Annotated in this window: 18 protein-coding genes; 7 read left to right on the forward strand and 11 right to left on the reverse strand. The window is 40.2% G+C overall.

Going from position 1 to position 24,644, the window contains the following annotated elements:
• Positions 1-47: 47 nt before the first annotated feature.
• From H6G28_RS13380 to H6G28_RS13395, 4 genes are all read right to left on the reverse strand, one after another.
• Positions 48-2,588: a GTPase gene (locus H6G28_RS13380; protein ID WP_190671287.1), complete on the reverse strand. Its 2,541-nt coding sequence runs from the start codon at positions 2,586-2,588 to the stop codon at positions 48-50.
• Positions 2,589-2,715: 127 nt separating this feature from the next.
• The gene (locus H6G28_RS37645; RefSeq protein ID WP_313949918.1) at positions 2,716-2,838 is read right to left on the reverse strand and encodes a hypothetical protein; all 123 of its coding nucleotides are present in this window, start codon (positions 2,836-2,838) and stop codon (positions 2,716-2,718) included.
• Between the two features lie 124 nt (positions 2,839-2,962).
• Complete coding sequence (locus H6G28_RS13390) at positions 2,963-3,226, reverse strand: hypothetical protein (protein ID WP_190590847.1); 264 nt, start codon at positions 3,224-3,226, stop codon at positions 2,963-2,965.
• A 381-nt stretch (positions 3,227-3,607) separates the two neighbouring features.
• Positions 3,608-4,423 (reverse strand): Rpn family recombination-promoting nuclease/putative transposase, encoded by an 816-nt coding sequence (locus H6G28_RS13395; RefSeq protein ID WP_190671289.1) that lies wholly within the window; start codon positions 4,421-4,423, stop codon positions 3,608-3,610.
• Between the two features lie 116 nt (positions 4,424-4,539).
• On the opposite strand from H6G28_RS13395, the gene H6G28_RS13400 reads away from it, so the two are divergent.
• Both H6G28_RS13400 and argH read left to right on the forward strand, forming a co-directional pair.
• Entirely contained in the window at positions 4,540-4,746 is a 207-nt protein-coding gene (locus H6G28_RS13400) for a hypothetical protein (RefSeq protein ID WP_190671291.1), read from the forward strand.
• A gap of 63 nt (positions 4,747-4,809) precedes the next feature.
• The gene (gene argH / locus H6G28_RS13405) at positions 4,810-6,195 is read left to right on the forward strand and encodes an argininosuccinate lyase (protein WP_190671293.1); all 1,386 of its coding nucleotides are present in this window, start codon (positions 4,810-4,812) and stop codon (positions 6,193-6,195) included.
• A gap of 593 nt (positions 6,196-6,788) precedes the next feature.
• Here the strand turns inward: argH and H6G28_RS13410 are convergent.
• The 3 genes from H6G28_RS13410 to H6G28_RS13420 all read right to left on the reverse strand — a co-directional run bounded on the left by H6G28_RS13410 (position 6,789) and on the right by H6G28_RS13420 (position 11,883).
• Entirely contained in the window at positions 6,789-6,953 is a 165-nt protein-coding gene (locus tag H6G28_RS13410; protein WP_190671295.1) for an Asl3888 family RNA-binding protein, read from the reverse strand.
• A 217-nt stretch (positions 6,954-7,170) separates the two neighbouring features.
• The gene (locus H6G28_RS13415) at positions 7,171-8,268 is read right to left on the reverse strand and encodes a hypothetical protein (protein WP_190671298.1); all 1,098 of its coding nucleotides are present in this window, start codon (positions 8,266-8,268) and stop codon (positions 7,171-7,173) included.
• Positions 8,269-8,328: 60 nt separating this feature from the next.
• Positions 8,329-11,883 (reverse strand): response regulator, encoded by a 3,555-nt coding sequence (locus H6G28_RS13420; RefSeq protein ID WP_190671299.1) that lies wholly within the window; start codon positions 11,881-11,883, stop codon positions 8,329-8,331.
• Between the two features lie 1,070 nt (positions 11,884-12,953).
• Here H6G28_RS13420 and H6G28_RS13425 point away from each other — a divergent pair.
• Together H6G28_RS13425 and H6G28_RS13430 are read left to right on the forward strand one after the other, a co-directional pair.
• Positions 12,954-13,571: a GNAT family N-acetyltransferase gene (locus tag H6G28_RS13425; protein WP_190590840.1), complete on the forward strand. Its 618-nt coding sequence runs from the start codon at positions 12,954-12,956 to the stop codon at positions 13,569-13,571.
• An 845-nt stretch (positions 13,572-14,416) separates the two neighbouring features.
• Positions 14,417-14,971 carry a hypothetical protein gene (locus tag H6G28_RS13430; RefSeq protein ID WP_190590838.1) on the forward strand — a complete coding sequence of 185 codons (555 nt, stop codon included), beginning with the start codon at positions 14,417-14,419 and terminating at the stop codon, positions 14,969-14,971.
• Here H6G28_RS13430 and H6G28_RS13435 read toward each other — a convergent pair.
• From H6G28_RS13435 to H6G28_RS13445, 3 genes are all read right to left on the reverse strand, one after another.
• Positions 14,961-16,121 carry a histidinol-phosphate transaminase gene (locus H6G28_RS13435; protein WP_190671301.1) on the reverse strand — a complete coding sequence of 387 codons (1,161 nt, stop codon included), beginning with the start codon at positions 16,119-16,121 and terminating at the stop codon, positions 14,961-14,963. The genes H6G28_RS13430 and H6G28_RS13435 overlap by 11 nt on opposite strands.
• Positions 16,122-16,194: 73 nt before the next feature.
• Positions 16,195-16,827, reverse strand: coding sequence for a YqiA/YcfP family alpha/beta fold hydrolase (locus H6G28_RS13440; RefSeq protein ID WP_190590834.1), 633 nt, complete (start codon positions 16,825-16,827; stop codon positions 16,195-16,197).
• 124 nt (positions 16,828-16,951) lie between these two features.
• Positions 16,952-18,784: a FecR domain-containing protein gene (locus H6G28_RS13445; RefSeq protein WP_190671303.1), complete on the reverse strand. Its 1,833-nt coding sequence runs from the start codon at positions 18,782-18,784 to the stop codon at positions 16,952-16,954.
• 266 nt (positions 18,785-19,050) lie between these two features.
• Here H6G28_RS13445 and H6G28_RS13450 point away from each other — a divergent pair, with 266 nt between their 5' ends.
• Positions 19,051-20,427 carry a hypothetical protein gene (locus H6G28_RS13450; protein WP_313949912.1) on the forward strand — a complete coding sequence of 459 codons (1,377 nt, stop codon included), beginning with the start codon at positions 19,051-19,053 and terminating at the stop codon, positions 20,425-20,427.
• A 61-nt stretch (positions 20,428-20,488) separates the two neighbouring features.
• Here the strand turns inward: H6G28_RS13450 and H6G28_RS13455 are convergent, their stop codons facing one another.
• Entirely contained in the window at positions 20,489-21,310 is an 822-nt protein-coding gene (locus tag H6G28_RS13455; protein ID WP_190671307.1) for a sulfurtransferase, read from the reverse strand.
• Between the two features lie 251 nt (positions 21,311-21,561).
• Here H6G28_RS13455 and H6G28_RS13460 point away from each other — a divergent pair, with 251 nt between their 5' ends.
• Entirely contained in the window at positions 21,562-22,464 is a 903-nt protein-coding gene (locus H6G28_RS13460; protein ID WP_190671309.1) for a tRNA (5-methylaminomethyl-2-thiouridine)(34)-methyltransferase MnmD, read from the forward strand.
• Between the two features lie 795 nt (positions 22,465-23,259).
• Positions 23,260-24,489: an HD domain-containing phosphohydrolase gene (locus H6G28_RS13465; RefSeq protein ID WP_190671311.1), complete on the forward strand. Its 1,230-nt coding sequence runs from the start codon at positions 23,260-23,262 to the stop codon at positions 24,487-24,489.
• The last annotated feature ends 155 nt before the right edge of the window (positions 24,490-24,644 follow it).

The following is a 24,644-nucleotide window of genomic DNA, read 5'->3' on the forward strand; positions in this document are numbered from 1 at the left end:
TTACGTCTTATAGCGTTTCCTAATCTGTTGAGGTACTTAGCTAATACTTAGGTTTTATGCTGTAGGTTGCCAAATGTTTGTTCAGAAGACTTGACTGAGATAATAGAGATGTCTTCTTGTAAAACCTGATTAATTATTTTCTGGAATCTTTTAGACTTAAACTCAGATTTAGTTTGAATTTTGATATTTCGTCCAAAATCTCTATCTACCTGAGCAATAGTTGTGATAATACCTTCATCAGTCAACGGTTCATATTTATCGGCACACCAATCTACAATACGTTTGGCATAAGCACGATTAAGATTGTCAGCACAGCCATCTAATTTATTTTGAGTATTTTCTAGATGCTTGATGATTATTTCTAAACTTTCAATTAGTTCATTGAAGTAATCGCTAATATTACTTTCTACGCTAATAAAGCATTTATTGAAATATTCTTGGGATTTATCAAGCATTTTATTTTCTTCATCTTTTAGTTGTTCTCTTAAAGTTTTACAAAGATTTTTTACAGCTTCATCCCGTTTTTGTTCCTCTGATTTAAATAAATTAGAAATTAGATTTAAACTAATACCAGTAACTCCTAGAAAAATTCCAACAGGAGGTGCAAACAACATTGTAGCTACCCCTGCTAATTGTAATAAATTACCAGTAGTACGAACTGCATTTTTATCAGAGTTACTATCTTGCTCATTTAACTGAAAACTACCAACCTTTAATCCGGTAAAAATTCTTAACTCAGATCCTATTTCTTCTAGTAAGGTTTTTAAATCTTGATTAAAATTTTCCGCAGCTTCTTGAAGAGAATTATTTAACTTATCTTGCAACTGGAATAATTCCAACCTATTTTTCCATTTAGAGTTCAACTGAATTTGATCTGTATTCCAATTGTCTTCTGCGAAAGGGTATATTATATAAAAAACCTCTTTAAATATAAGGTTAATTTGCTGTAACAAGTATTCGCAATTATCCTTGGATGCTTTTTTTACTTCATGCTGAAACCTTTGATGTATATCTTTCAATTGCGTAACCCAATCTTGATAACTTTCTATCTGTTCAGTAACCCACTTGTTTGGTTCTTCAATTGCACTGACAGTAGAGCCAAGTAAAGTTTGAGAACGCCGAATCACTCCATGCTCGGCTAACGAAACTCGAATAGCATCAAGAAGCTCTTGTATATGGCTTCCTTGAAACAGCTTTTCTTGATTGTCTTGATGCTCTGGTTCTTGTGACATCTGTGCAGCTAAGAGCATCACAGGAATAATATCAAAGTAATCATTAGCATAATGATTTTTGGCGTAGCGACGAATGCGTTCAATATGTCCGCCTAAACCACTACTACTATCCATAACAAATAATTTATCTGGGTCTTGCAAGAAATAATCTAATCTGCGCTGGTCACGGAGATTATTCTTAATATTTAATAAGATAATCAGTGGTTTTGCTTTTTCTTTTAGAAGTTCTAAAAATTTAAATTCAGTTTCTTGAACACTATCATTTGTAACTACATAGCAGATAACATCAGATTCTTCGATTACTCTAGCAGCAATCTCTTCATCACTTTCTCCACCTGGCGCACCAATACCAGGAGTGTCAATGATCCGAATATTTTTCCATTCATAAACGCGGTTAAAACGAGTAGTACGCTGTTTACCAACACCAATTGCTTCCCAACCATCACCTGTAATAATTGCATGGAGAGTGCTTTTGCCAGCTTTAGTTTTACCCATAAAGGCGATACTAAAATAATTTAAAGCACGTTGTTTTGATCGTAGTGATTCACGTACTCCTTCAAGTTTTTTGATAACTTCAGCCGAGAGAGCATTTTTTGTAACTTCAAGCTGTTGTGCTACTTCCTTAGCTGTATTAGCTTGTCCTTTATTACTTGTTTTTTTATTTATTGATTCAGTAGTTTGTTGAATATTTTCTACTAGATTTTCAAGAGCCGTATAAGCACTGTGAAGTGAGTTTTCCGTATATTTGTAGTCCTCGGTTGCTATTGATTTACATTTTTGAGTAGCTTTTTCATATTCAGCCCCATATAGTAATATTTCTTTCCGTAGTTTCTCTACTTTGCGTCCGAGACTTTTGGGAGCAACTTGTGTCAGATTATCTACAAGTGAGCGTGATAAAAGTGAATCTACTCCCTTTAAAAGACGCGCACCTACAGATAATTCATATTTTTCGATATCGGTATAAATATTTTTAACTGTGCTGAAGTTTTTTGCTACTTCTAGCAAGTTTGTAATTTCTGTGTCTGACCAATTCCAAATTTTTGCAACATGGTTAACCATTTCCTTTTCTGAAGGTGAACAGTAACCATCAACATAAGCAATTGCTAGTATCTGTCGTATCGCTTCACTTTTCTCCTTGGTGGGGATTTGACGCGCTACCTCTTCAAGAGATATGAAATCTTTATCTTGATTGAGTATTTTCTCCATCTCCTCAAGGGTGCGTGTTCCCATTTTGGCTTGCTGTCCCAAATCTTGTAGTGCTTTTGATTCTTCGCTGTGAATTTGTCCGTCAGCACACACCATATGGGTGAGGAGTAAAAACTGGTAGTTTATTTGCTCAGTAGTTGGTAGTGACATCTTTACCCTAAGTTCAAATCCTATACTTAGGGTAAGCAATAATCATTATTAAGAACGTCAGAAAATATACTTAACTTAGAAATATACTGAAATGATTTATTTGTGGAATTTTTACTAGTCGTAATAATCAGTTCGAGGTTGTATGTTTCTGAAAATGCTTCACAATATTGGGTGTGAAAAAAGCTGGTAGTGTGGAGCCAATACGGATATTTTGAATACCGAGGTGGAGTAGTGTGAGGAGAACTGCGATCGCTTTTTGTTCATACTAAGACAATACTCAAAGATCATCGCAAGCGATCGCTAACAGAAAATCTTTGTGCGTAAATGCTAATTTGCTCAAACCCCGGCGGTTGAGTCGGGGTTTTGGTTTCAGGTTATGCGATGAAAATTTGACGAATTAATATACTCATCACTTCCCCAGCGTTGGCTGTGGGTAGTAATGGACTCCAGTCGCCGACACTTGCATAACCAATTGCTTGCAAACGGTAAATTGAACTAGTCACCGCTTTAGGCGAACCAATCAATAAATGTTTAACTGGTTCTCTGGTAGGAAATACCGCAGATTGCTTGAGTGTGGGAATCTCAAAACCTGTGCTTGGTAAATACTGTTGGGTAAAATTTTGTACTTGTGTAATCATGGTATTTGAATCCTGTTGTGGGTTTCAAGAAAGGCGATCGCAGACTCTTGCCGGAGGGCGATCGCCTTTCTCATGCTTTTATATTATAGTATAAATTTATACAAGTCAACTACTAGTTAAAAAATATTTGCAATCAAAAATATCCCCGAATTTTTAGAAAATTCGGGGATATGATTTTTTTGTGAAATGTATAATGTTTTCATTAATAGGACTTACGCAAAAAAACGAAAAAATAAGGTTTTAGTAAAGGGTGCAGGGGTATGAGAGTGTAAGTATTCAAAACCCTTTCACCCCCGCACCCAATCCCCACAGACAATTGTGGTGCGTAAGTCCTGATTACCTCACAGTTTGCCACAGCGATCGCATAAGTTTTTTGGTTCTTCAGTTTTCACTGTCCAACTCTGTCAACTTAAGTTGCTGGATATTTTCTGCGGACAGACCTGTTACTTTGATGACTACTTCATCAGCTACTCCTTCCCGTAGAAGATTAAGGGCTACAAGGCGAACACCTTCTTCAATACCTTCAACTCGACCTTCAGCCCGACCTTCAGCTCGACCTTCAGCCCGACCTTCATTCATAAGTGCTTGATAAGTTACTGACTCTTGCATAAGTTCTCTCCGCAGCAACTGTTGAATAATATCTTGATTTAATACTAACCCAGCGAGAATAAACGCCGATGCAGCTATATTACTTTGTGTTCGTTGGTCGTCGATTTGGGAAATTTGTTGGGCGACTTGTCGCAGTGTTTCAGTACGATTCTCAGTTTGGCTTAAAACTGCAAAAGGAAGTAACCCTGGAGATTGGAAAAAATTATCTGTCGATTGTTCCCAAAGGCGAATCACCTGAAAACGATGGAAAGTATCTTCTAGGGTAAATGTTGTTTGCTGCACTAGTTCAGAATTGGTTTGTTGCAGGTAAATAACAACCTGAAGCATTCGTTTGTGGGGAAAACGTCGATATACCCGCAGTCGATAATCAATCATCCGAAAGGGGATCTCAATTTTGGGCTGAGTCTGAAATTCTATGTGCAGTACAAGTTCGTCTGACTGAAGTAATATCAGCGCATCAGCACGAATTGGTTCTAAAGACAGTTCAGAAGGACTTAATTTAGTTAGGGTGATGGGTTCACCTAAAAGCCAGGTAGCAAAATCACTGGCAAAGTTTTCTACGAGAAATTTACAGATGTTATCAAACATAAGAAAACTTTACCAAGTAATGATCGTGCGATCGCTACCTCCAATTAAGTAAGCCAAACACTGGACATCACATAGAACTAGAGGTTATGACATAGAGGTCTTATTTGGGACTCGGTATGCACTACCTCAACGATTTAACTTTTCAGATGTTTTGGCATTTGCCAATGAATGCAATGGTGTTGGCGCAGCAAATTAGTGACCCAAATCTCATGGGTCAGGTGCAGAAAGCTTGGAATCACTTTATACAAACAGGTCAAGTCTGGGCTTTACTGATTGGTTTGGTGATTGGTTGGCTATTTCGCAATCTTACCAGCTACGGTTGACACAGACAGGGGGTTGGTAGTAGGGATTAGAGTATTTGCCTACTTCCAATTCCCCTTTGTTTTATGACGCAACAACAAACCTGGAGTCAGCGATTTGAATCAGCCCTGCATCCTGCGATCGCTCGTTTTAATGCCAGCATTAATTTTGATATTGAATTAATCGAATACGACCTGACTGGTTCTCAAGCTCATGCCAAAATGTTGGCGCATACGGGGATAATTTCTGCTGAAGAAGGCGAACAACTCGTTACAGGTTTGGAACAAATTCGCCAGGAATATCGCCAAGGCCAGTTTCAGCCAGGAATTGATGCTGAAGATGTGCATTTTGCTGTAGAACGACGACTTACAGAAATTGTCGGCGATGTAGGGAAAAAGTTACACACGGCGCGATCGCGTAATGACCAAGTAGGTACAGATACTCGGCTTTATCTCCGTGACCAAATTCAGGAAATTCGCACTCAACTGCGAGAATTTCAACGAGTTTTATTAGATATAGCCGAAAATAACGTGGAAACTCTCATCCCTGGCTATACTCACCTCCAACGCGCCCAGCCTTTAAGTTTAGCCCATCACTTATTGGCTTACTTTGAAATGACACAGCGCGACTGGGAACGTTTGGGTGATGTTTATCGCCGCGTGAATATTTCGCCTTTGGGTTGCGGTGCTTTGGCGGGAACCACTTTCCCCATTGATCGCCACTACAGCGCCCAACTACTCAATTTTGATCATGTTTATGCTAACAGCTTGGATGGCGTGAGCGATCGCGATTTTGTGATCGAATTTCTGTGTGCGGCTAGTTTGATTATGGTTCACCTCAGCCGCCTTTCAGAAGAAGTGATTCTCTGGGCTTCAGAAGAATTTCGCTTTATCACCCTTAAAGATAGCTGTGCTACTGGTTCTAGCATTATGCCCCAGAAGAAAAACCCCGATGTCCCAGAACTAGTACGCGGTAAAACTGGGCGGGTTTTTGGTCATCTCCAGGCGATGTTAGTCATAATGAAGGGTTTGCCTTTAGCCTATAACAAAGACTTGCAAGAAGACAAAGAAGGTTTATTTGATGGCGTTAACACCGTCAAAGCCTGTTTAGAAGCAATGACAATTTTGCTACGGGAAGGCTTGGAATTTCGTAGCCAGCGTTTAAACACAGCCGTCGCAGAAGACTTTTCTAATGCTACCGATGTCGCAGATTATCTCGCTGCTAGGGGTGTTCCCTTCCGGGAAGCTTATAATCTCGTGGGCAAGGTAGTGAAAACTAGTATTGCTGCGGGTAAACTTTTAAAAGATTTAACCTTAGAAGAATGGCAACAAATACATCCGACATTTGCGGCTGATATTTATGATGCGATCGCCCCACGCACAGTTGTCGCCGCCCGTAATAGTTATGGTGGCACAGGTTTTGCCCAAGTCACCAAAGCAATCGATCATGCTCGCAACCAAATCAGGGAATAGGTGATAGGTTACAGGTTACAGGGTTAAATCTTGTACTGCCTTCACATAGCAGGAGGCAGAAGATAGGAGAAAAAGTCTTATTTTTCCTGCCATTCAAGCTTTTAAGTTGTCCTAATGTATCTCAATACGGTTCAGATAAGAAAACTCAATGACAGCAAAACCAACAAATATAGGACTTACGCAAAAAAACGAAAAAATAAGGTTTTAGAACAGGGTGCAGGGGTATGAGGGTGTAAGGGTGTAAGTATCCAAAACCCTTACACCCCATACCCTTTCACCCTCACACCCAATCCCCACAGAAAATTTTGATGCGTAAGTCCTGAAATAATGACTCAACAAAAAACGAAAAAATGATTTTGGAGGGGGTTTGGGGGACGCAACCGTCCCCCAATCGGGGGTGTGGGGGAGAATCCCCCAAATCTTACTCATTGTCTGAATAGGTAGAGCAGAAATTGGGAAATCAACTCTCATCACCTTAACTGAACCGTATTGTAATATATCTAACTATCGCTATACTTCAAAAAAATAAGAGCGTACATCTGTACGCCCTTAAAATTAAAATCACTTCAAGAATCAGAGACTAAACTGGCGGCTTACTCAGCGTCAATTGCTGCTGCACCCTCATCTTCCTCACTCTTAGGTGATCTTTGCTGGAATCTTCTTTGCATTCTTCCCGTTGTAGTCCGTTTACGAAACTTTCTGGCGTATGCCTGGTTCCGTAGCGCCTTTTCTTTTTTCGGGTTACGGCGCTTTGCCATGTTCACCTCATTTAATAAACAACAAAAAAAGATAAACTAGGCATCTCTTAGGCATTATCAGCTACTAAGGCTGATGCTATTGATATGATTTTCCCCTAGTTTAGCAGTTTAACTACTTTATTTGAACAGCATACAATTTTATCGCATTAATTTTAATCATGTCAATATAATTTTCCACGGAATCATAATCACACTATCTTGCAGAAAATTCAAATATTTAATTAGAATTAACCGATTGAATTGTAATTTTGACAAACAGATTACTCAATTCTGGTTTGCTGCCATCTTGATTGTAGGCGGGGGTAAACTTATCTTTGCTAAAAAGTTCGTTAATTGCTTGTTGGTAGAGATTTTTTTCGGCTTGGAGTGTGGCGGGTTGTATCTCTAAGACTCTAGCTTCTTGAAACTTACCATTTTGATCAATTACCAAGCTGGCTAAAAGTTGTGCGGGCGCAAGTCCCTGTTTGCCATTCAGAGAATTTACCTCTAATGTTTTGATGCTGCTTCCCTGGTATTGAGCCAGAACATCAGGTAAATCTTGGCTGAGTTGACGCATTTCCTGATCAGTTAAAGGCACTATTTTAACCGTTGAGCCAACTTGTGGAGAGGTTTGAGAATTTGTGCTGGCAGGAGAAGGAGAAGTCTGGGGATTTCTCGGAGTTGGGGTGTCAGAAGTTGTACCTGTAGGATTTGGAGTAGGCGGATTTTTCTTGGTTCCTGTGGGGGAATTTGTTGCTTGATCAGTAGGAAGACTGTTGGGTAATGGCGTTCCTGTTCCCAGAACGATTTTTTGGCGACGATTCCAAGGAAGATTACCCACAGGAACAGTCGGTGTCGGTTTAGGCTGTGGCGGAGATTTAGTTAAATCAGGTGTAAAACTGGGTTTTGGTGTGGGTTTTGGCTGGGAAACTGATTTTTTGACTGATGGTTTAGGTTTAGTGTTTTTTGGCGAAACCGCAGGTTCTTTTTGCTTCAAAATGCTGGGATTTGCATCTTGATTTCTGGGTGTAGTTTTTGCTGTTTCAGTTCTGGCTACAGATTTTGGTGATGAATTATTAGGTTTGGGTGAGACTGTCGTCTTAGGTAATGTTGATTTAGCTGTGGGAGAAATTTCCACAACCTCGATAGGAACAATAGCTTGGCTTGGCGCTGGAAACCACACTCCCAAAGCATTAGACGATCGCATCAGCCAGAAAACCAACAAATGTAGGGAAACTGAACTCACAGCGACAAATATCCATAAACTGGGAGGATCGCTATGTCGTCGCCAAATTTTGGGCGGAACAGGAGTTTTGTCTGCAATAGGCGTTTTCATATCACCAAAGCCAAATATAATCCAAAGTCTTTAGCAAAGCTTAAGGACTCCGTTTGGATCTTAGCGATTAACTACTAAATCTGGCGAAACTGCAAAAGTCAGGACAGTTTCATCAACTCCTTTGAGTTTTAATGGGCTACCTTTGGTAATTTCTTCATCCTGTAAATAATCTGCCACAGCCGCCGAAACCAAAATCGTACCGGGAACCGCAGCAGCCTGCAACCGGGCGGCAATATTGACACTTGGCCCAATGGCAGTATAGTCAGCGCGTTCAGCACTACCAAACATCCCGACAACGGCTGTACCTTGGTGAATTCCGCAGCGAAACTGTACGCTAGAACGTCCATCGCTTTCAAATACACCTTGGTCTCGCCAACGCTGGTTTAATTGTCCTAGTGAACGGTGCATTCCTCTGGCAGTGTTGATCGCACGACGTACCTGTTCATTTGGGGTGAGTTCTTCTGGCGCTCCATACAACGCCAAAATTGCATCTCCCATGAATTTATCAACAGTGCCGCCATTGTCAAACACAACTTTGGTCATACATTCTAAATATTCATTCAGTAATTCTGCCACCCGTCGAGACCTGAGAGTGTTAGCTAACTGAGTAAACCCTACAATGTCACTAAACAAAACTGTAATCAACCTTGGTTCAGGGCGTAAATCTAAAGTTAAATCCCCGGCGGCGGCTTTCTGCACCAATACACTGGGTAGAAATCGCTTGAGAACTGATTCTGTCAGATAAGTATTCAGTTCCAAAACCCGTCGTTCATTTTCCTTCAAAGCCAAGAGATTTCTGACTTCTGCCAGCAATTCTCTATCGTTAAATGGTTTGGCTAAATAAGCATCTGCCCCATGTTCTGTGCTTTCAATGCGAGTTTCTTCGTCTACTTTGGCGGTGAGCAAAATGATCGGAATTCCTTTTAATTTCTCATCAGAGCGAATCATCCGAATCATTTCTAGCCCTGTCACCAAAGGCATCATCAAGTCTGTAACAATTAAGCTGGGGACAATTTCTTGAACTACACCAAACCCTTCATAACCATTACGTGCTGTGTGGACTTGATAGCCGTTGCGGCGAATAATATCAGATACGTAAGTTCGTAAATCTGGGTTATCGTCAACAACTAAAATCGAGTGACGGCTATTCTGCTGTGTGCTGGAGTCTGCCGCCGTTGGATAGTGATTGACTGCTGAATCCTGATTTAGTGGCACAGAAGATACATCTTTTGTGATGTTTTCCGACCTTTCAGTCGTTGCTTCTATCAGTTCCAAATCAGCTAATTCTACAGTTGCCCGGCTGGTATTTAATTCAGCTGGTGTTTCTAATACTTGATTGATGGGTAAGTGTTCATGGCCAGTCAGCAACCACAATGTAAAGGTCGTTCCTTCACCGTAAACTGAATCTACAGTGATTTTACCGCCATGCAGTTCTACCAATTCTTTGACTAAGGCCAAACCCAGTCCACTACCTTCATAGGAACGGTTTTCTGAGCCTTCAGCTTGGCGGAATCGCTCAAATAACATCGGAATCTGCTCTTGAATAATGCCAATTCCGGTATCTTTGACTTGCAAAATGCAGTATTCGTTGTGGTGTTGGAGTGTAACGCTGATTGTGCCATCTTCAGGTGTAAACTTCATGGCATTTGACAGCAGGTTGTAAACCACTTTGTCAAATTTTTCCATATCTAAGTAAACCTTGGGACAGGCATCAAAATCAGTGGCGAGATGCAGTTGTTTTTTCTCGCAGTAGGGACGAAATGACTCGACAATTTGGCTAACAAATTCGACTAAATCACAAGGACGAAAACTCGGTTGCATTCGGCCTGCGTCTAAGCGTTGTAAGTCGAGTAATTGGTTGACGAGTCGCAGCAAACGGCGAGAGTTCCGTAGGGCGATCGCACTTTGGGCATGAGATAATCCTTCACCAGATGCCACTGCCGATTCTAATGGCCCTTGAATTAAGGTAATTGGGGTGCGGAATTCGTGGGAGATGTTTTGGAAAAACTCGGTTTTTTGTTTATCTAATTCCAATAAACGCTCGGCTTGTTCACGGGTTTTCTGATACAGGCGTGATTGTTGTACGGCGATCGCGGCTTGGGCGGCTACCGCTTTAGCCAGTTCAATATCAGAGGATACCCATTGCCGGATTTTTCGCCCTTCTCGTAAGGTAATACTACCAATACATTTGCCATCCGCTAACAAAGGCACAACCATCAGCGATCGGGCTGGCTTTTTCACAGGTAAGTCCAAACCCTTTAGTTCTAAGGGACTGACACTTATATCAGAAATTACTACTGGCTCCTGTGTCCGCAAAATTTCTTGCAACAAAGGATTATCTTTAATAGGAGCTTTCGTTGAGTAAGGGAAATTTTGAGATATTAAGTCAAGATTAATATTTAAATTAGTATTTTGCCCTGGTTTAAGTATATGGTCAGGATGTTGAAAAACATCATATAATCCCACACACTGAACAGCTTCATCTTCCTCTGTCCATAAAGACAGCGCACAGCCATCAACTTGTAAGGCTTGCCCTAATTGATGGGTAATTGCAGCAAAAATATCTTGTGGATCTAAGCTAGAGCGAATTGCGGTTGTAACTGTATTAATCAGTGCTTCTCGTTTCGCTAAAGCACGTACTTGTTCATAAGCATAGGCTTGAGATAAAGCCAGAGCCGCCTGATCTGCCACCATTGTCACTAGCTGAATTTCTTCACTCCCCCAAAGGCGGGACTCATGACACTGATGCAGTGCTAATACTGCTAACAATTCTTGTTGACAGATCAACGGTACAACTAAGCTAGAACAAATATTCGCCGTAGCAAAAGCTTGTCCTCTTTGTTTTAGTTCAGGCGCGTTTCCTTGAATTCGCTCATCTGTCGCTACATCATGAATTACCTGAACTTCACGGGTTTCCCAAACTGTTTGCGCCAATAAAGCAGCAGAAGCCGAGAAGGATATGGCTGTTGTCTCTTGAGAAATTTCTGCGCCTGCTTCTGTTTGCGTCTGGGACAGTTTTTGGTAGATAAATCCTTCTTCTGCTAACTGTTCATCTTGAAAAGAACGTAACAGGCAAACATCTACTTCTAACATGTGACCGACGGTATCGACAATTGCTTGCAAAATTTGCCGATAGTCTAAAGCACTGCGAATTGTATTAGTAACTGTATTCAGCAGCGATTCTTGACGCAATGTGCGGGTGAGTTCGCGGGTACGAGCTTTTAAAACATTGTGGGTGTCTAAGGCTTGGCGTACTACTGCTTTGAGTTCTTCCGCTTCCCAGGGTTTGGTGACATATTTGAATACCTTACCAGCGTTGATGGCTTCTACTAAGTCTTCGACATCAGTGTAGCCAGTCAAAATAATCCGAATAATATCTGGATATTGAGTTGCTGTCAGGCTCAAAAATTCCGTACCACTCATAATTGGCATTCGTTGATCGGAGATAATCACTGCGACTTCTCCTTCTTCTGCCAGCAGGTCTAGTGCCGCCGGGCCAGAGGTTGCCCGCAACACTTTATAATCACGATAAAAAGTACGGTAAAGCAAATCTAGGTTGTCTGGTTCGTCATCAACAACCAAAATTTTCGGCTTACTGTTTACTTGAGATTTCATGCACCGCTTTCCTGCTGCAACAGCAGTTGAATAAAGAATAATCTGCTCAGGAGGTAATTTTTCTGAATCAGGTAAGAGCAGAGCATTTTGCCCAATCGGGTTTTTTGGCTACACAAATGCTGGGTGTAAGAGTATCTACTCACAGTAATTAGCCTCAATCGGTGGTAATTTTTGCCACTGTCTCTGATACAGCACAGTTTTTGGGATGGTTGGTTTTTGTACTACAGAGTAGATGCTTGCTTTTCAAGTCTGGTTTCACCTCCTGTGAAAACTTGTGCGGGTGACATACAACATTCAGGTCTGGCGGAAAAGCTAACTGAAGTTGCATATTAAGTTTGCCCTTTGTCGTCGTTGTAATAACATTTGCAAGTAAATTTTATTTATTTTGTTCATAGGAGAGTGAGCTAGGTCACAACGATGAGTGTTAAAGGCAAAGTATACTATTAGACTTATTACTTGTTCTAATTTAGCAATCATAACCACCAGTGAGAAAAGTGACATGGGGCTGTCACAGATTAATGCTGCTTTAACTATTACAGCATGTACTTAGTTTATCTAGGCGATCGCTAAAAAATAACTGCTTTATTATCCCAAAAATATTTCAGATATTTTTTCAGTATAAATACGGTAGTCATCTATATTTTTAGCTAGATTACTATATAGCTTTTTAGTTTTATAAGATAAAAACAATTCTTCATCCTAAGTTTTACAGATGTTGTCTACAAAGTATCTACAACCTGTGGTGGGAGTGAGGAATCAGAATACTATTTCTGAAAGCAACTTAGTATCATCCTCAGAAGTGGTCGAAAAGCTGTCTAAAATTCAGTGGTGGGTCTTTTTCCTCTAATGATTGATTCTGACTCCTGAATTTTTCAATGGTTGTGACAATTGATGTTCTTGTTGCCCAAAATGATGCTAAGTATGTTATTTACTTACAGAAGAACCTCTGCTACCGAGATAATTTCCTGATATGCAAGTAAATAAAACAATTGTATTGAAGGTAGCAAACGGTGTTTTAGAATATTTGAGAAAATTTTTGTAAAATACAATTAACTAATAATAAACTAGCCTTGACATCCTGGTTTTTTGACTCATCTCACGAACAACCATTGACATCAGCCGCAGAACAAGCTGGTCAACAATTCCAAATTCGTGCAGCTACAGCTACTGATTTAACAGCTATTTCTCAGATTATTGCAGAAAGCTTTCACTCCCAAACTGGTTTCTGGGGATGGGCTTTTCCGTTGTTACGCCTGGGTATCTATGAAGACTTCAGAAATCGTTTATCCTCAGCTGCACCCCATCACACTTGTTTAGTTGCTGTTCACACCACTGTTAGTGGTGCTAATAACCTAGTGGGAACTGTAGAGTTGGGAGTGCGTTTCCCTGACTCATGGAAGAAAAATGGCAAAAGTTTTCTTTATTTGTCTAATTTGGCTGTTGACCAGAAATATCGGCGGCATGGTGTCGCCTCAAAGCTACTGCTAAGTTGCGAAAAACTTTGCGAGGAATGGGGTTTTCAAGATTTATATCTCCATGTTTTAGAAGATAACCATCAGGCACGGCAGTTATATTTCAAGTTAGGTTACAAGATATGTAAAGTAGAGTCCAATTGGAATTTTTTCTTTTTCCAGCAATCTCGTCAAATCTTATTGCATAAACGCTTACTACCAAATTCAGAGTGCTGACTCCTGGATTTTGAACCAGAAGTTGCCGTGAATATATTTTAGGTGATGGTAGAAAGATGTAGCGATCGCAGTTGGAACTTATATTTAGATTCTTCTATCAGAATTAACACTTAAGATTTTTAACCTATGTTTTAAGTCTAAGTTAGTTTTTGATGGACAAAACTGTATAATCACTCATTAAAATAAATGAATCTGAATCGTAGACTGTAGGTAAAGTTATTTTTCTATGAGTTTCCCTAAAATATATCTTTTAGATATTAAGATTTTTATTTAATTTTTGAAAAAACATTACACAAAAAAATCCTGTTTAATGCACACAACTCTCTGCCTGTAAGGATAATGGCAAAAAATAAAACAAATTATTATAGTAATTAATAATTTGTTTTATCTCCAGTAGTTGTAGAAACGGTAAATAGAAAATCAAGCCTAGATTTACTTGCTATTCTGAGAGAAAATGCTTTATATTTTCAACGGCTCTCAAATAACGACTTAATGCCTTATTTCATCAACGTCTAATCTAAATTTTTTAATATATAATATCCAATATGTGGAAGCCATCGGTAAAATTACGCTAAATAAAATATTCCTCATAATAACTTTGTATTCATTTTATTCATCTTTATAAAAACTTTAATTTTTTGAGAGTTTAGTTGGCAGACAAATTCAGCTATATCTCATAAAATATGGTTACATAACTACAGAGTGAAATCTGATTCATCTTTGTTATTAATTTTGAACAAAAAGTTCTCGATAGTTAAGATAACCAAAAAAACTAATTTGATTTAAAACCAAGTTACTGCTTGACGTGCATCGAACTACCAAATTATTCCAAAGTTATAGAAAACATGGATAGCGAACAACCAACGCGCTATCAAACCGCTATGGTATCAACTTATTACCCTGAAACCAGTTTTCTGAACCATCTTGTTATGTCAGATGGAACTGAGCAATCTTGCGGCTCGGATACTTTAAACCTTCTACATAGCGGGAAAGTTTTGATTGTCAATAGTCGCAAGCGGAATGGGTTAATACTTTTTAAACGCTACCATGCAGAATTTGCTGGCCCAGGCGCAGCAGTTGGTGGAGAATATGATAGTGATTGCCAGATGGTTCTGCCTATCGGCAATTTATCTTTGTTAGATACCGAATCTTATGAGGAACGCCAGAAAGCTTACTTAATTCGGCGACAATGGATTCGCTTAATCAAGCAAATTACCGAAAATCCTGCGCCGCAACAGCGAGTCCAAAAGATTTTAGATCAGTTTGACCAATATTTTCCAGCAGAAATAGTGGCTGATTTACCAGATGCAGCCTTTGCGCTTTTAGTGGGTGTATTTCCTCAAACTGTGAGGATGGTACGTCGTTTTGGTAGTGACGTTGATGGCAGATTCAATTACTAGCTCCAGCGTTACAATTTACTATGGCAGCTTGTAGTCTTTCCCAGGTACGGGAATTTTCGGCGGGAGTCCCAATTGTGATTCGTAATCCCTCACTCAGTAGTCTAACAAGAGTTCCAGAGTTGCTGAGTTGTTGGTGTAAATTTTGTAGGGTAAGATTTTTGGTGGTGGAATCATTAGGTTTGAGACGTACATAAAGAAAGTTAGCTGCACTATCTGATACTTGCAAGTTAGGATGTTGTGCCAAAATTGCTGTCAGCTTGTCACGCTCATTGAGAGTTTGTGTAACTGAACTCAGTAAGAGTTGACGATTTTGTAAAGCTACTAACGCGGCGGCTAGTGAAAAGCTTGGTAGATTATAAGGCAAGCGGACTTTCTCTAAAATGGCGATCGCTTCTGGATGAGCAATACAATAACCCACACGCAAGGCAGCTAAACGGAAAGCTTTAGAAAAAGTTCGTAGTATTATCCAATTCGGACGCTGCGTTAATTCACCCACTAAAGTATTTTGGCTAAACTCAAAGTAAGCTTCATCGATTACTACTAAAATTTCCTCTGGTAAACTTTTTAGCCATGCTAATTCTGCCGCAGTGAGTGGATTAGCGGTGGGAGAATTGGGATGTACAACAAAAACTACCCGAATAGGTGGATTTTGGGTTTGGATAATGGCTGTTTGTGCGGCTTTGAGGTCAATTTCAAAGTTTGTTTCATCTCTGCCGACTGACACCACTTTGATACCCAAGGTTTGGGCTAAAATGCCGTACATCGAAAAAGTGGGATTGGCAACTAAGATGGAACCTTCTCCGCCCAGACAGGTGGCGATTAATAAAGAGCGAATGAGTTCATCGGAACCATTACCCACAGAAATATTAGCCCTAGTCAACGGTGATGAGACAAGATTAGCTGATTCATTAACATATTCTGCGATCGCATCTTTGAGTGACTCATGGCCGCCATCAGGATAGCGATTAGTTTCGATAACTTGTTGATATGTCCAGGCTAATTTTTCTTTGAGTTCAGGGGGCAAATCATCAGGACTTTCATTGGTATCCAGTCGATCAAACTGGGTGGTGACTGGTTCTGCTGTATTGCTGCTAGGGTGAGGTTTGTAAGCTGTAAATTGGGCTAAATCTGACCGAATAAAAGGAAGCATAATTTTAGTCGATAGTCATTTTTGTTCTTATGACTAAGAGAGTGCTTGTTGGTAGGTTTCATATTTTACCGTTTTACGGTAACTGACAAAAGAGGCGAATTGCTTGCCAAATTTCGGCTGTGACATTACCTAAAGCATGATCACTCTCAAGTTCTATTAACTTTACCCAAGGGCGTGAGTTTGCAAAGTTACGACTGGCTGTAATTGGAATCACCTCATCTTGTTTACCGTGCAGAATCAGCGTTGGCACTAGACGCTGTAAGATATCCTCTTGGTATTGCTGGGCATCTGTCACGAAATCGTAACTTAGAGGCAGCGATCGCGCTTCCCCATAGTGGTAAATCATGAGATATTTTTCTTGTTGCCAACGCTTCATTGCTTCATCTCCTAGCTTCGGCAACCAATGAGATAAAAAGCCAAAAGCAGGTGCTAACAAAATTAAGCGTTGCACTTGCTTGTGTTGTTGTGCCAAATGAGCAGACACCAAACCACCCAAACTAGAACCGATTAATGTAACTGCTTCAGAATTATCCAAGAGTGCTGCTACTTGATTGATTTGGCGGGTAATTGTCAACTGAGAAAAATTGCCAGCATTAAGATCAGGAATATTTAGCTGTATTGGAATTGTTTGAAAGCGATCGCTCATCGCCTGGGCTTTAGCAGATTTAGGGCTAGAAGCAAACCCATGAAGGTAAATGTATTGCAAGACTGTAGTTATTGAAATTAAAAGGAACAGGGAAAAGTGCAGACTTACGAAGAGGGTTAAAACCTTTCCAAAGCGATCGTCTTAACCCTGCGCGAACTTGTATTATTTATAACCATTCAAAGGTTTAAGGTGGGGGGAAATCTCCTTCTAGTGGTCTCCCTCCAGAATGACCACCACCAGTATCATCACCGCCGGGATTACCACCTGGGTTTCCATCGGGGTTGCCGGGATTACCGCCTGGGTTGCCACCTGGGTTGCCGGGATTACCGCCTGGGTTGCCACCGGGATTACCCCCTGGATTACCGCCTGGGTTTCCGCCTGGGTTGCCACCTGGATTACCGCCGGGATTACCGCCTGGATTGCCACCTGGATTGCCACCTGGGTTGCCACCTGGGTTGCCGCCTGGATTGCCACCTGGGTTGCCACCTGGGTTGCCACCTGGGTTGCCACCTGGGTTTCCGCTTGGATTACCACCTGGGTTGCCACCTGGGTTGCCACCTGGATTACCGCCTGGATTACCGCCTGGGTTGCCACCTGGATTACCACCTGGGTTGCCACCTGGGTTGCCACCTGGGTTGCCACCTGGGTTGCCACCTGGGTTGCCACCTGGGTTGCCACCTGGGTTTCCGCTTGGATTACCACTGTGATCATCACCAGGGTTGCCACTGTGATTACCACCTGGATTACCACTGTGATTACCACCTGGATTACCACTGTGATCATCACCAGGGTTACCACTGTGATTACCACCTGGATTACCACTGTGATCATCACCAGGGTTGCCACTGTGATTACCACCTGGATTACCACTGTGATCATCACCAGGGTTGCCACTGTGATTACCACTGTGATCATCCCCAGTGTTACCGCCAGTGTTACCGCCAGTGTTACCACCAGTGTTGCCACCAGTATTGCCACCAGTGTTGCCGCCAGTGTTACCGCCAGTATTGCCACCAGTGTTGCCACCAGTATTGCCGCCAGTGTTGCCACCAGTATTGCCGCCAGTGTTGCCACCAGTATTGCCACCAGTGTTGCCACCAGTATTGCCGCCGGGATTACCAGGATTATCAATATTACTTGGCAGACTTATTTCATTGTTGCTGGTATTGCGCGTAGTGTCTGATATTACTTCTCCAGTATTGACAAAAGAATCTACTGAAGAATTATCTGACTCCTGATTTTGGTCAGATGAGTTAGAAGAGTTATTACCAGATAACTCCATAAAAGATGGATTTTCAATGACTCCTTGACCGACTAGAGGCATTTGTGTTGCTAATGCTGCGATAATTTCAGATTGAACACTAGCGATCGCTGGGTCAGGGTTAGCTGTACTATTTTGCTTGGTTAAATCTAATCCTTCTACTAAATCACTGGTTTCATAAAAAGTTTTCAGATCAAAATCATATAAGCCCCGAAATTCACCCTTCACGATGACCATCAGTTGTCCTGCTGCTAACACCTGATTTTGAGAGGCTGCTTGATTAAATACTTCGATACCGCTATTTGTCAGCGCCCCAACAATTGTGGTGTCTGTTTGTTTGTCGTAGCGGACAAATAATGCTGAACCACGAATAGCAGCGGCCGCGCTTGGTGTTTGTATGCGTGTCTGTCCTTTTCCTGGTGGAATCAGTAACAGTACTGTCCCGTTGGACAGCCGAAAATTTCTAGTTTTGGGTAGGAATTGAAATACTGCTCTTTCTCCAACCCTTGCTAGGGAACCATCGTTAAAACGTAAATCAGCCAAAGATGCTCTACCTGTTGACAAACCATCACCAGGAGTTATTGGATCTAATTTACGTGCTGGGCGCTTTTTATGATTCTGCGGCAGTAATTGTACTAAATTTCGCAGATTTTGAATCTCGGCGCGAGTCAGAGGAGTAGACGCGATCGCCGACAAAGGCATCATGTTCACTCCCCACACACTCATTATCAATAAGGCAACAAATTTCAAAGACATCGCTTGAATGCTGGATAAATTACCTGAGACCACACCAACTGAAGATAGATTTTGAGATATTAGATTTACTTATTGGTTTGTGAGTTTTATCACTAAATTTTTTTGTATTCATTGAAAATTTTAGCGAAATTTTGTTATAAATCAAGGTAATAAAAATTATCAAAAAATATTAAAATCAAATAATTAATTTTGAAAAGGTAATAATCGTTGTCTTTTGATAATCAGACTGAATGGTGAATTCTGTTGTCTATAAAATATAAATGTTAATGCAATCCCAGGGCTGGACAAAACTGTTATTTGCAACTTTATTAGCTGTGATTAGTGGCAATAAGTGTTGTATGGGGGTAGATGTAGTATTGGCTGGTAACTCAAAAAACTCTGGTGAGCAACACAAAGCAAACATAAAATATGCTACAGATAGCCAGCCAGGTTATCAGTTTTACCAGAGTAGCCAGTTTCAGGCAAGTAATTTTGATTTAGAGCGATCGCCACTACTAAATTTTAATTCAGCAGCAAATATCCTTATATCTCAATCTAACCCTGAAACAAAACCTGATACTGAATCCTTACCTCAAAGTCCAACTCCACCTAGCAATCCGCCACTATCCAATGAACCACCACAGCTAGAAGCACAGCCTAGAGAGTTTCCCCAGTCCTCACCCACGATTATCGAAGAACTGTTAAATAAACCCACAGTCAATAGAACTGAGCAGTTAGAGAGACTCAGAAGAATTTTGCAACTAAGGCAAAAACCCAAACCCCAAACAGATAATCTGCGAGAATTAGAACTAAGAGTTAGACAAAGACCTTTACCCCAACAACAGCCAACATCTAATGCTAATAGTCTTCGGGAACTGGAGTTAAGGGTAAGACCAAGACCTGTACCACAAACAAAACCACCTGTAGCCAAGTTTAAACCAATAGGTTCCCTACAAGCTAATGTTGGTTACTTTCAGACAAATAACATCTTTGCTTCTGAGTTTTTCCCTAGAGAAGATGGCTTAATCTTTTATGGTCTGAGTCTGGCTTCAGCTTATTTTCCTTTAGGTGCTAAAACTTATATTAATGGTTCAATCAATGGAAATTTAATTCGCTACATTGATCAATCAAGGTTTAACTATAATCAAATCAATTTTAATGTTGGGATTTATCAACAACTCTCACCTCGGATGTATGCCGAATTAGATTTTAATAACCAACAGTTTTTTTATGCTAAGAGCGTTGGCAGGTTTCAAGCAGGCGATCGCTTTTTAGATGAAAATTCAGTCAGGGTATCTTTAGGCAGAAGAGATCCTATTAATTCTAGATTAAACCTAGATAGCTTTTACGAGTTTAGTGCCAATTTTTCGGAACCTAATAACCGTAGTCGGCTAATTAATAATTTCTGGTTATCTCTGAGTTATGCTTTACAAGAGCCGCTACAAGTTGGAATTAACTATCAATTAACCCTTGCTGATTTTACACAACGACAACGCAACGACAATTATCACCGCTTGTTTGGCCATGTAATTTACCGAGTATCAAACTCTAGTAATTTAAATGTACAAAGTGGTTTTAGCTTTGGGGATTCTACAGATAGAAATATTAATTTTGACAACTGGTTTTTAAGTGTTTATTACAATTTGAGAATTGGTGAATTTTAATATGGGAATCCAAAACTATTCCCTGTTCCCTACCCTCATCAAATAACTTTTTCAGAAAATTCTACATATAACTAATCCAATCACTCCAGCTACCTGCATACAATTTCCCTGTGTGAATGCCTGCTAATTCTAAAGAAAGCAAATTCACGCAAGCTGTGACACCGGAACCACAGTAGACTAAAATTTCTTGGGCTGTAGAAATATTTTCCCATCTTTGACGCTGCTGTAGTTGGGAAAGTAGATAACCAGATGAGTCTGTAACTTCTTGCCAAGGATAGTTAACTGCGCCAGGAATATGTCCAGCTATTTTATCAATGGGTTCTCGTTCACCACGATAGCGATCGCCTTCTCTAGAATCAACTAAAATAACTTCTGGTAAGTCTTTACGGCTTTTCACAACTTCTACATCTACTACCAATTCGGTTTGAATTTGTGGAATGAAATTACCTGTCTGGGGTTCTGGAATCACATCTGTAATGGGGTATCCAGCTTTTTGCCATGCAGCATAACCTCCATCCATGACTACTACTTGTTCATGTCCGAGATAACGCAGTAACCACCACAAACGAGAAGCAAAAGCCAAGCGAGAGTCATCATAAGCGACTACCAAAGTTTCTTGGGAATTAATTCCCATTGCTGATAACTTCTTCGCTAAATTATTAGTATCAGGTAAAGGATGTCTCCCACCGTGTTTACCTACAGGGCTGGAAAGATCCTGATTTAAATCTAAATAATATGATCCTGGAATATGACTGGTTTGATATTGTTTGCATCCCAATTCTGGATCAGCTAAAGAAAAACGACAATCAACAATGATAATTTGTGGATCATTGGGATGATTAAGCAGCCAATCTGGAGAAACAAAAATTTGAGTATTAAGCATAAATATAAGAACTCGATTTTATTGTTGAAATTATTTGTAAAGGTTGGGAGTGGGGAGTTGGGAATGGGGAATAGGCAAGGGCATTTTTTTGTGTCCTATATTTTTCTCCAAATCAAATACGAATCCTTTGCAAGAATTTATAATAGTGCGAAAATAAGTGTTACAACTTATTAATAATAATGGATAGTGATGTAATTATAAATAATCAACATTTTTGAACTATTGACTATCAAATAAAGTGGAAAAGTCGAATGGTAGAATTTGAGAATTTCATACCACAAGCAACAGCAGATGGTTCGTTTACTTTTTTCTCCTCAGAGTTTAACGAATCATTTCACAGTCATTTTGGTGCAAAACAAGAAAGTTATTTTAAGTTTGTTGAACCAACTCAACTGGCTCAAGCAGCGCAAAAACCAGTTGTGCGGTTATTAGATGTTTGTTATGGTCTAGGATACAACACTGCGGCAGCTTTACAGACAATCTGGAGAGTAAATCCTAGTTGTTATGTGGAATTAATTGGTTTAGAACTGAATCCGGCTGTACCGCAAGCTGCGATCGCCAATCATTTATTTGAGCAGTGGGATTATGAATATACACCAATTTTGACCCAACTAGCTTTTGAGGGACAAGTTAACACAGAACGCCTGCAAGCAAAGTTACTCATTGGTGATGCGAGAATTTCAATTCAAGCAGTTAATCAAGCAGAGTTTTATGCAGATGCTATTTTTTTAGACCCCTTTTCACCGCCTCAGTGTCCTCAACTATGGACTGTAGAATTTATGCAGCAAGTTGCAGTGTGTTTACATAAAAATGGCTGGCTGGCAACTTATTCTTGTGCGGCATCTGTACGGACAGCCATGAAATTAGCGGGTTTAAACATAGGTTCTACGCCACCAGTCGGCAGGCGATCGCCTGGTACAGTGGCGGTATATCCTCATAATCAGTATTTGAGCAACTTACTGCCGCCTCTTTCTCTAGAAGAACAAGAACATTTGTTAACTCGTGCTGCAATTCCTTACCGCGATCCAAAATTGAGTGATTCTGCCGATGTCATTATTATGCGGCGACAACAAGAACAACAAGCTTGTTCATTAGAACCTACTTCCCGTTGGCGCAAACGTTGGTTCATGAAAAACCAAACAGCCGACTCCTAGAACTTAAGCACTGACAGCGATAATACAATATGCTTGGGAACTTTCTGGTCTTGAGATTTGATGATTTACCATAAGTCAGTGATTGCACTTGCTCCAGCACAATTATCCCAGTTTCTAGAACGACATATTTTCGTTATGCACAAAATAGTTATTTTGTACAGTGCATAAGTCCTAATATATTCCTAATTCAAATCATACCCATTAGGCGAGACAACAACTAAAAATATATATATGGACGTTTTACTGCCAGCTAGTGTTTCATCAAACCTGAAATTCCTGAAACACTGCGTTGCTAATTCTTAGATGTTGAAATCTACAGTCTTTCATACGCGATGCTTTTAAAATTGTTCTATTTTTCCATGTATGGGTTACGTCAGTTAACCTCAGAGCCAACTATTTATTGAATATGATGATTATCAAAAAATTCTCGCAAGAAGTACATCTTTTTTTGAAATTTTCCTAAAAAATCAAAATAAAAATAGAATTTTTCAGACAAATTATAACAGCAAAACATCATGACTGTAGCTGTACTGAAATCTGAAAAAATCTCCGTAAAAAACCTGATTTAATATCTGTATGAATTTATGATACTAGAATGAGTACTTAGGATGTTTATGGCAAATTTCCCTTAGTAAAATTATATTTTTATAAAGAAAATATCCTTAACATGATAAAAACAAGCAGATTCAAAATCGGTACACAAGCTTGTCAAAATCCCAATAGGAGTAAGGTAGCAAAGCTAAATTTTATTTTTGTAGACGGAAACTGTTAATTTAAGAAAAATGGGGTGCTTTCGTGATTTACTGGAGTGCTAATTCCACCAACTCTAATCAACAAAGTCATAGTGGAACAAATACCAAAAAAAAATTACATACGGAAAATGCAAATCCTGAGCTAGAATGGCGAGATTTAGGGGAATATCCACTAAACTTATCCCAGCAAGAAGTAATGATTGAACAGGGACAAACCGAGTCTTCTTGGAGCAACTCTGAGATTAATTCTGGCTACAATTCATTATTATCTAGAAATCTACAAGCCAAAGGCTCCAAAGTGAATTGCTTCTTTGATACTGAAGCACCAAAAATTTTAGTAGTTGACGACCATGCTGCAAGTCGAATGACAGCTGCGGCTTTGTTGGCAATGGAAGGTTATGAAGTAATTGAAGCAGACAGTGGTGCGGCTGCTGTAATGTTAGTAACACATAAACAACCTGATTTAGTTTTACTAGATGTGATGATGCCCGGTATGGATGGGTTTGAGGTATGTCAATTACTCAAACAAGACGAACATACAAGGCTGATTCCAGTCATATTTATTACAGCATTAAATGATCGGCGATCGCGCATTCGTGGTATTGAAGTGGGCGCTGATGATTTCCTCACCAAACCTTTTGACAGGGTGGAATTAGCAGCCCGTGTGAAGTCTTTAGTTAGACAAAAGCGGTTAAACGAAGATTTAGACCATGCTGAACAAGTCTTATTTTCCATTGCGAGAGCCATTGAAAGCCGAGACCCCAATACCGGAGATCACTGTGAACGCCTCGTCAAGCTAGGACAAGCTTTTGGTGAATACTTAAATCTTTCTCGTTCTCAACTGCGGGATTTGATGTGGGGTGGTTATCTTCACGATATAGGTAAAGTTGGCATTCCCGATGCAGTGCTACTCAAGAATGAGCAACTCACCTTAGAAGATTGGGAAATGATGCAGCAGCATGTTTTAATTGGGGAAAGAATTTGTCAACCCCTGCGTAGTATGCAGGGTGTAATTCCGATTATTCGCCATCATCATGAGCGTTGGAATGGTTCGGGTTATCCTGATGGACTCAAAGGTCATGAAATTCCTTTCCTCGCCCAAGTATTTCAATTGATTGATATTTATGATGCTTTAACTAGCGAAAGACCTTACAAAAGAGCCTTTACGCCAGAGGAAGCTTTATCAGTAATGCGAGAAGAAACAGAAGCAGGTTGGCGCAACCCCGAACTCATGGAACGGTTTACTGATTTTATTCACACTTACAAGCGGTGATGATGTTGTAGCTCTCAATTGTCAGTGGGAGTAGAAAGTAGAAGTGACGTACTCCACACACTCCCCTTCGGGTGAGTGTGGGCTTCTCAATGACTCTTCTAGGAAGACATTAATTGAGCTTTAAGACCATGCGTCCCACGGTTCTTTATGTTTAT

The sequence above is a fragment of the Nostoc sp. FACHB-190 genome, assembly GCF_014696905.1.
GTDB lineage: Bacteria > Cyanobacteriota > Cyanobacteriia > Cyanobacteriales > Nostocaceae > Nostoc_B.

Coding starts and splice junctions, on each gene's coding strand:
- H6G28_RS13435 (WP_190671301.1), bottom strand. CDS start 16,121: ATGCTTCCTTTTATTCGGTCAGATTTAGCCCAATTTACAGCTTACAAA.
- H6G28_RS13380 (WP_190671287.1), bottom strand. CDS start 2,588: ATGTCACTACCAACTACTGAGCAAATAAACTACCAGTTTTTACTCCTC.
- H6G28_RS13395 (WP_190671289.1), bottom strand. CDS start 4,423: ATGTTTGATAACATCTGTAAATTTCTCGTAGAAAACTTTGCCAGTGAT.
- H6G28_RS13430 (WP_190590838.1), top strand. CDS start 14,417: ATGGATAGCGAACAACCAACGCGCTATCAAACCGCTATGGTATCAACT.
- H6G28_RS13400 (WP_190671291.1), top strand. CDS start 4,540: ATGCACTACCTCAACGATTTAACTTTTCAGATGTTTTGGCATTTGCCA.
- H6G28_RS13445 (WP_190671303.1), bottom strand. CDS start 18,784: ATGTCTTTGAAATTTGTTGCCTTATTGATAATGAGTGTGTGGGGAGTG.
- H6G28_RS13415 (WP_190671298.1), bottom strand. CDS start 8,268: ATGAAAACGCCTATTGCAGACAAAACTCCTGTTCCGCCCAAAATTTGG.
- H6G28_RS13455 (WP_190671307.1), bottom strand. CDS start 21,310: ATGCTTAATACTCAAATTTTTGTTTCTCCAGATTGGCTGCTTAATCAT.
- H6G28_RS13390 (WP_190590847.1), bottom strand. CDS start 3,226: ATGATTACACAAGTACAAAATTTTACCCAACAGTATTTACCAAGCACA.
- H6G28_RS13410 (WP_190671295.1), bottom strand. CDS start 6,953: ATGGCAAAGCGCCGTAACCCGAAAAAAGAAAAGGCGCTACGGAACCAG.
- H6G28_RS13460 (WP_190671309.1), top strand. CDS start 21,562: ATGGTAGAATTTGAGAATTTCATACCACAAGCAACAGCAGATGGTTCG.
- H6G28_RS13420 (WP_190671299.1), bottom strand. CDS start 11,883: ATGAAATCTCAAGTAAACAGTAAGCCGAAAATTTTGGTTGTTGATGAC.
- H6G28_RS13450 (WP_313949912.1), top strand. CDS start 19,051: ATGCAATCCCAGGGCTGGACAAAACTGTTATTTGCAACTTTATTAGCT.
- argH (WP_190671293.1), top strand. CDS start 4,810: ATGACGCAACAACAAACCTGGAGTCAGCGATTTGAATCAGCCCTGCAT.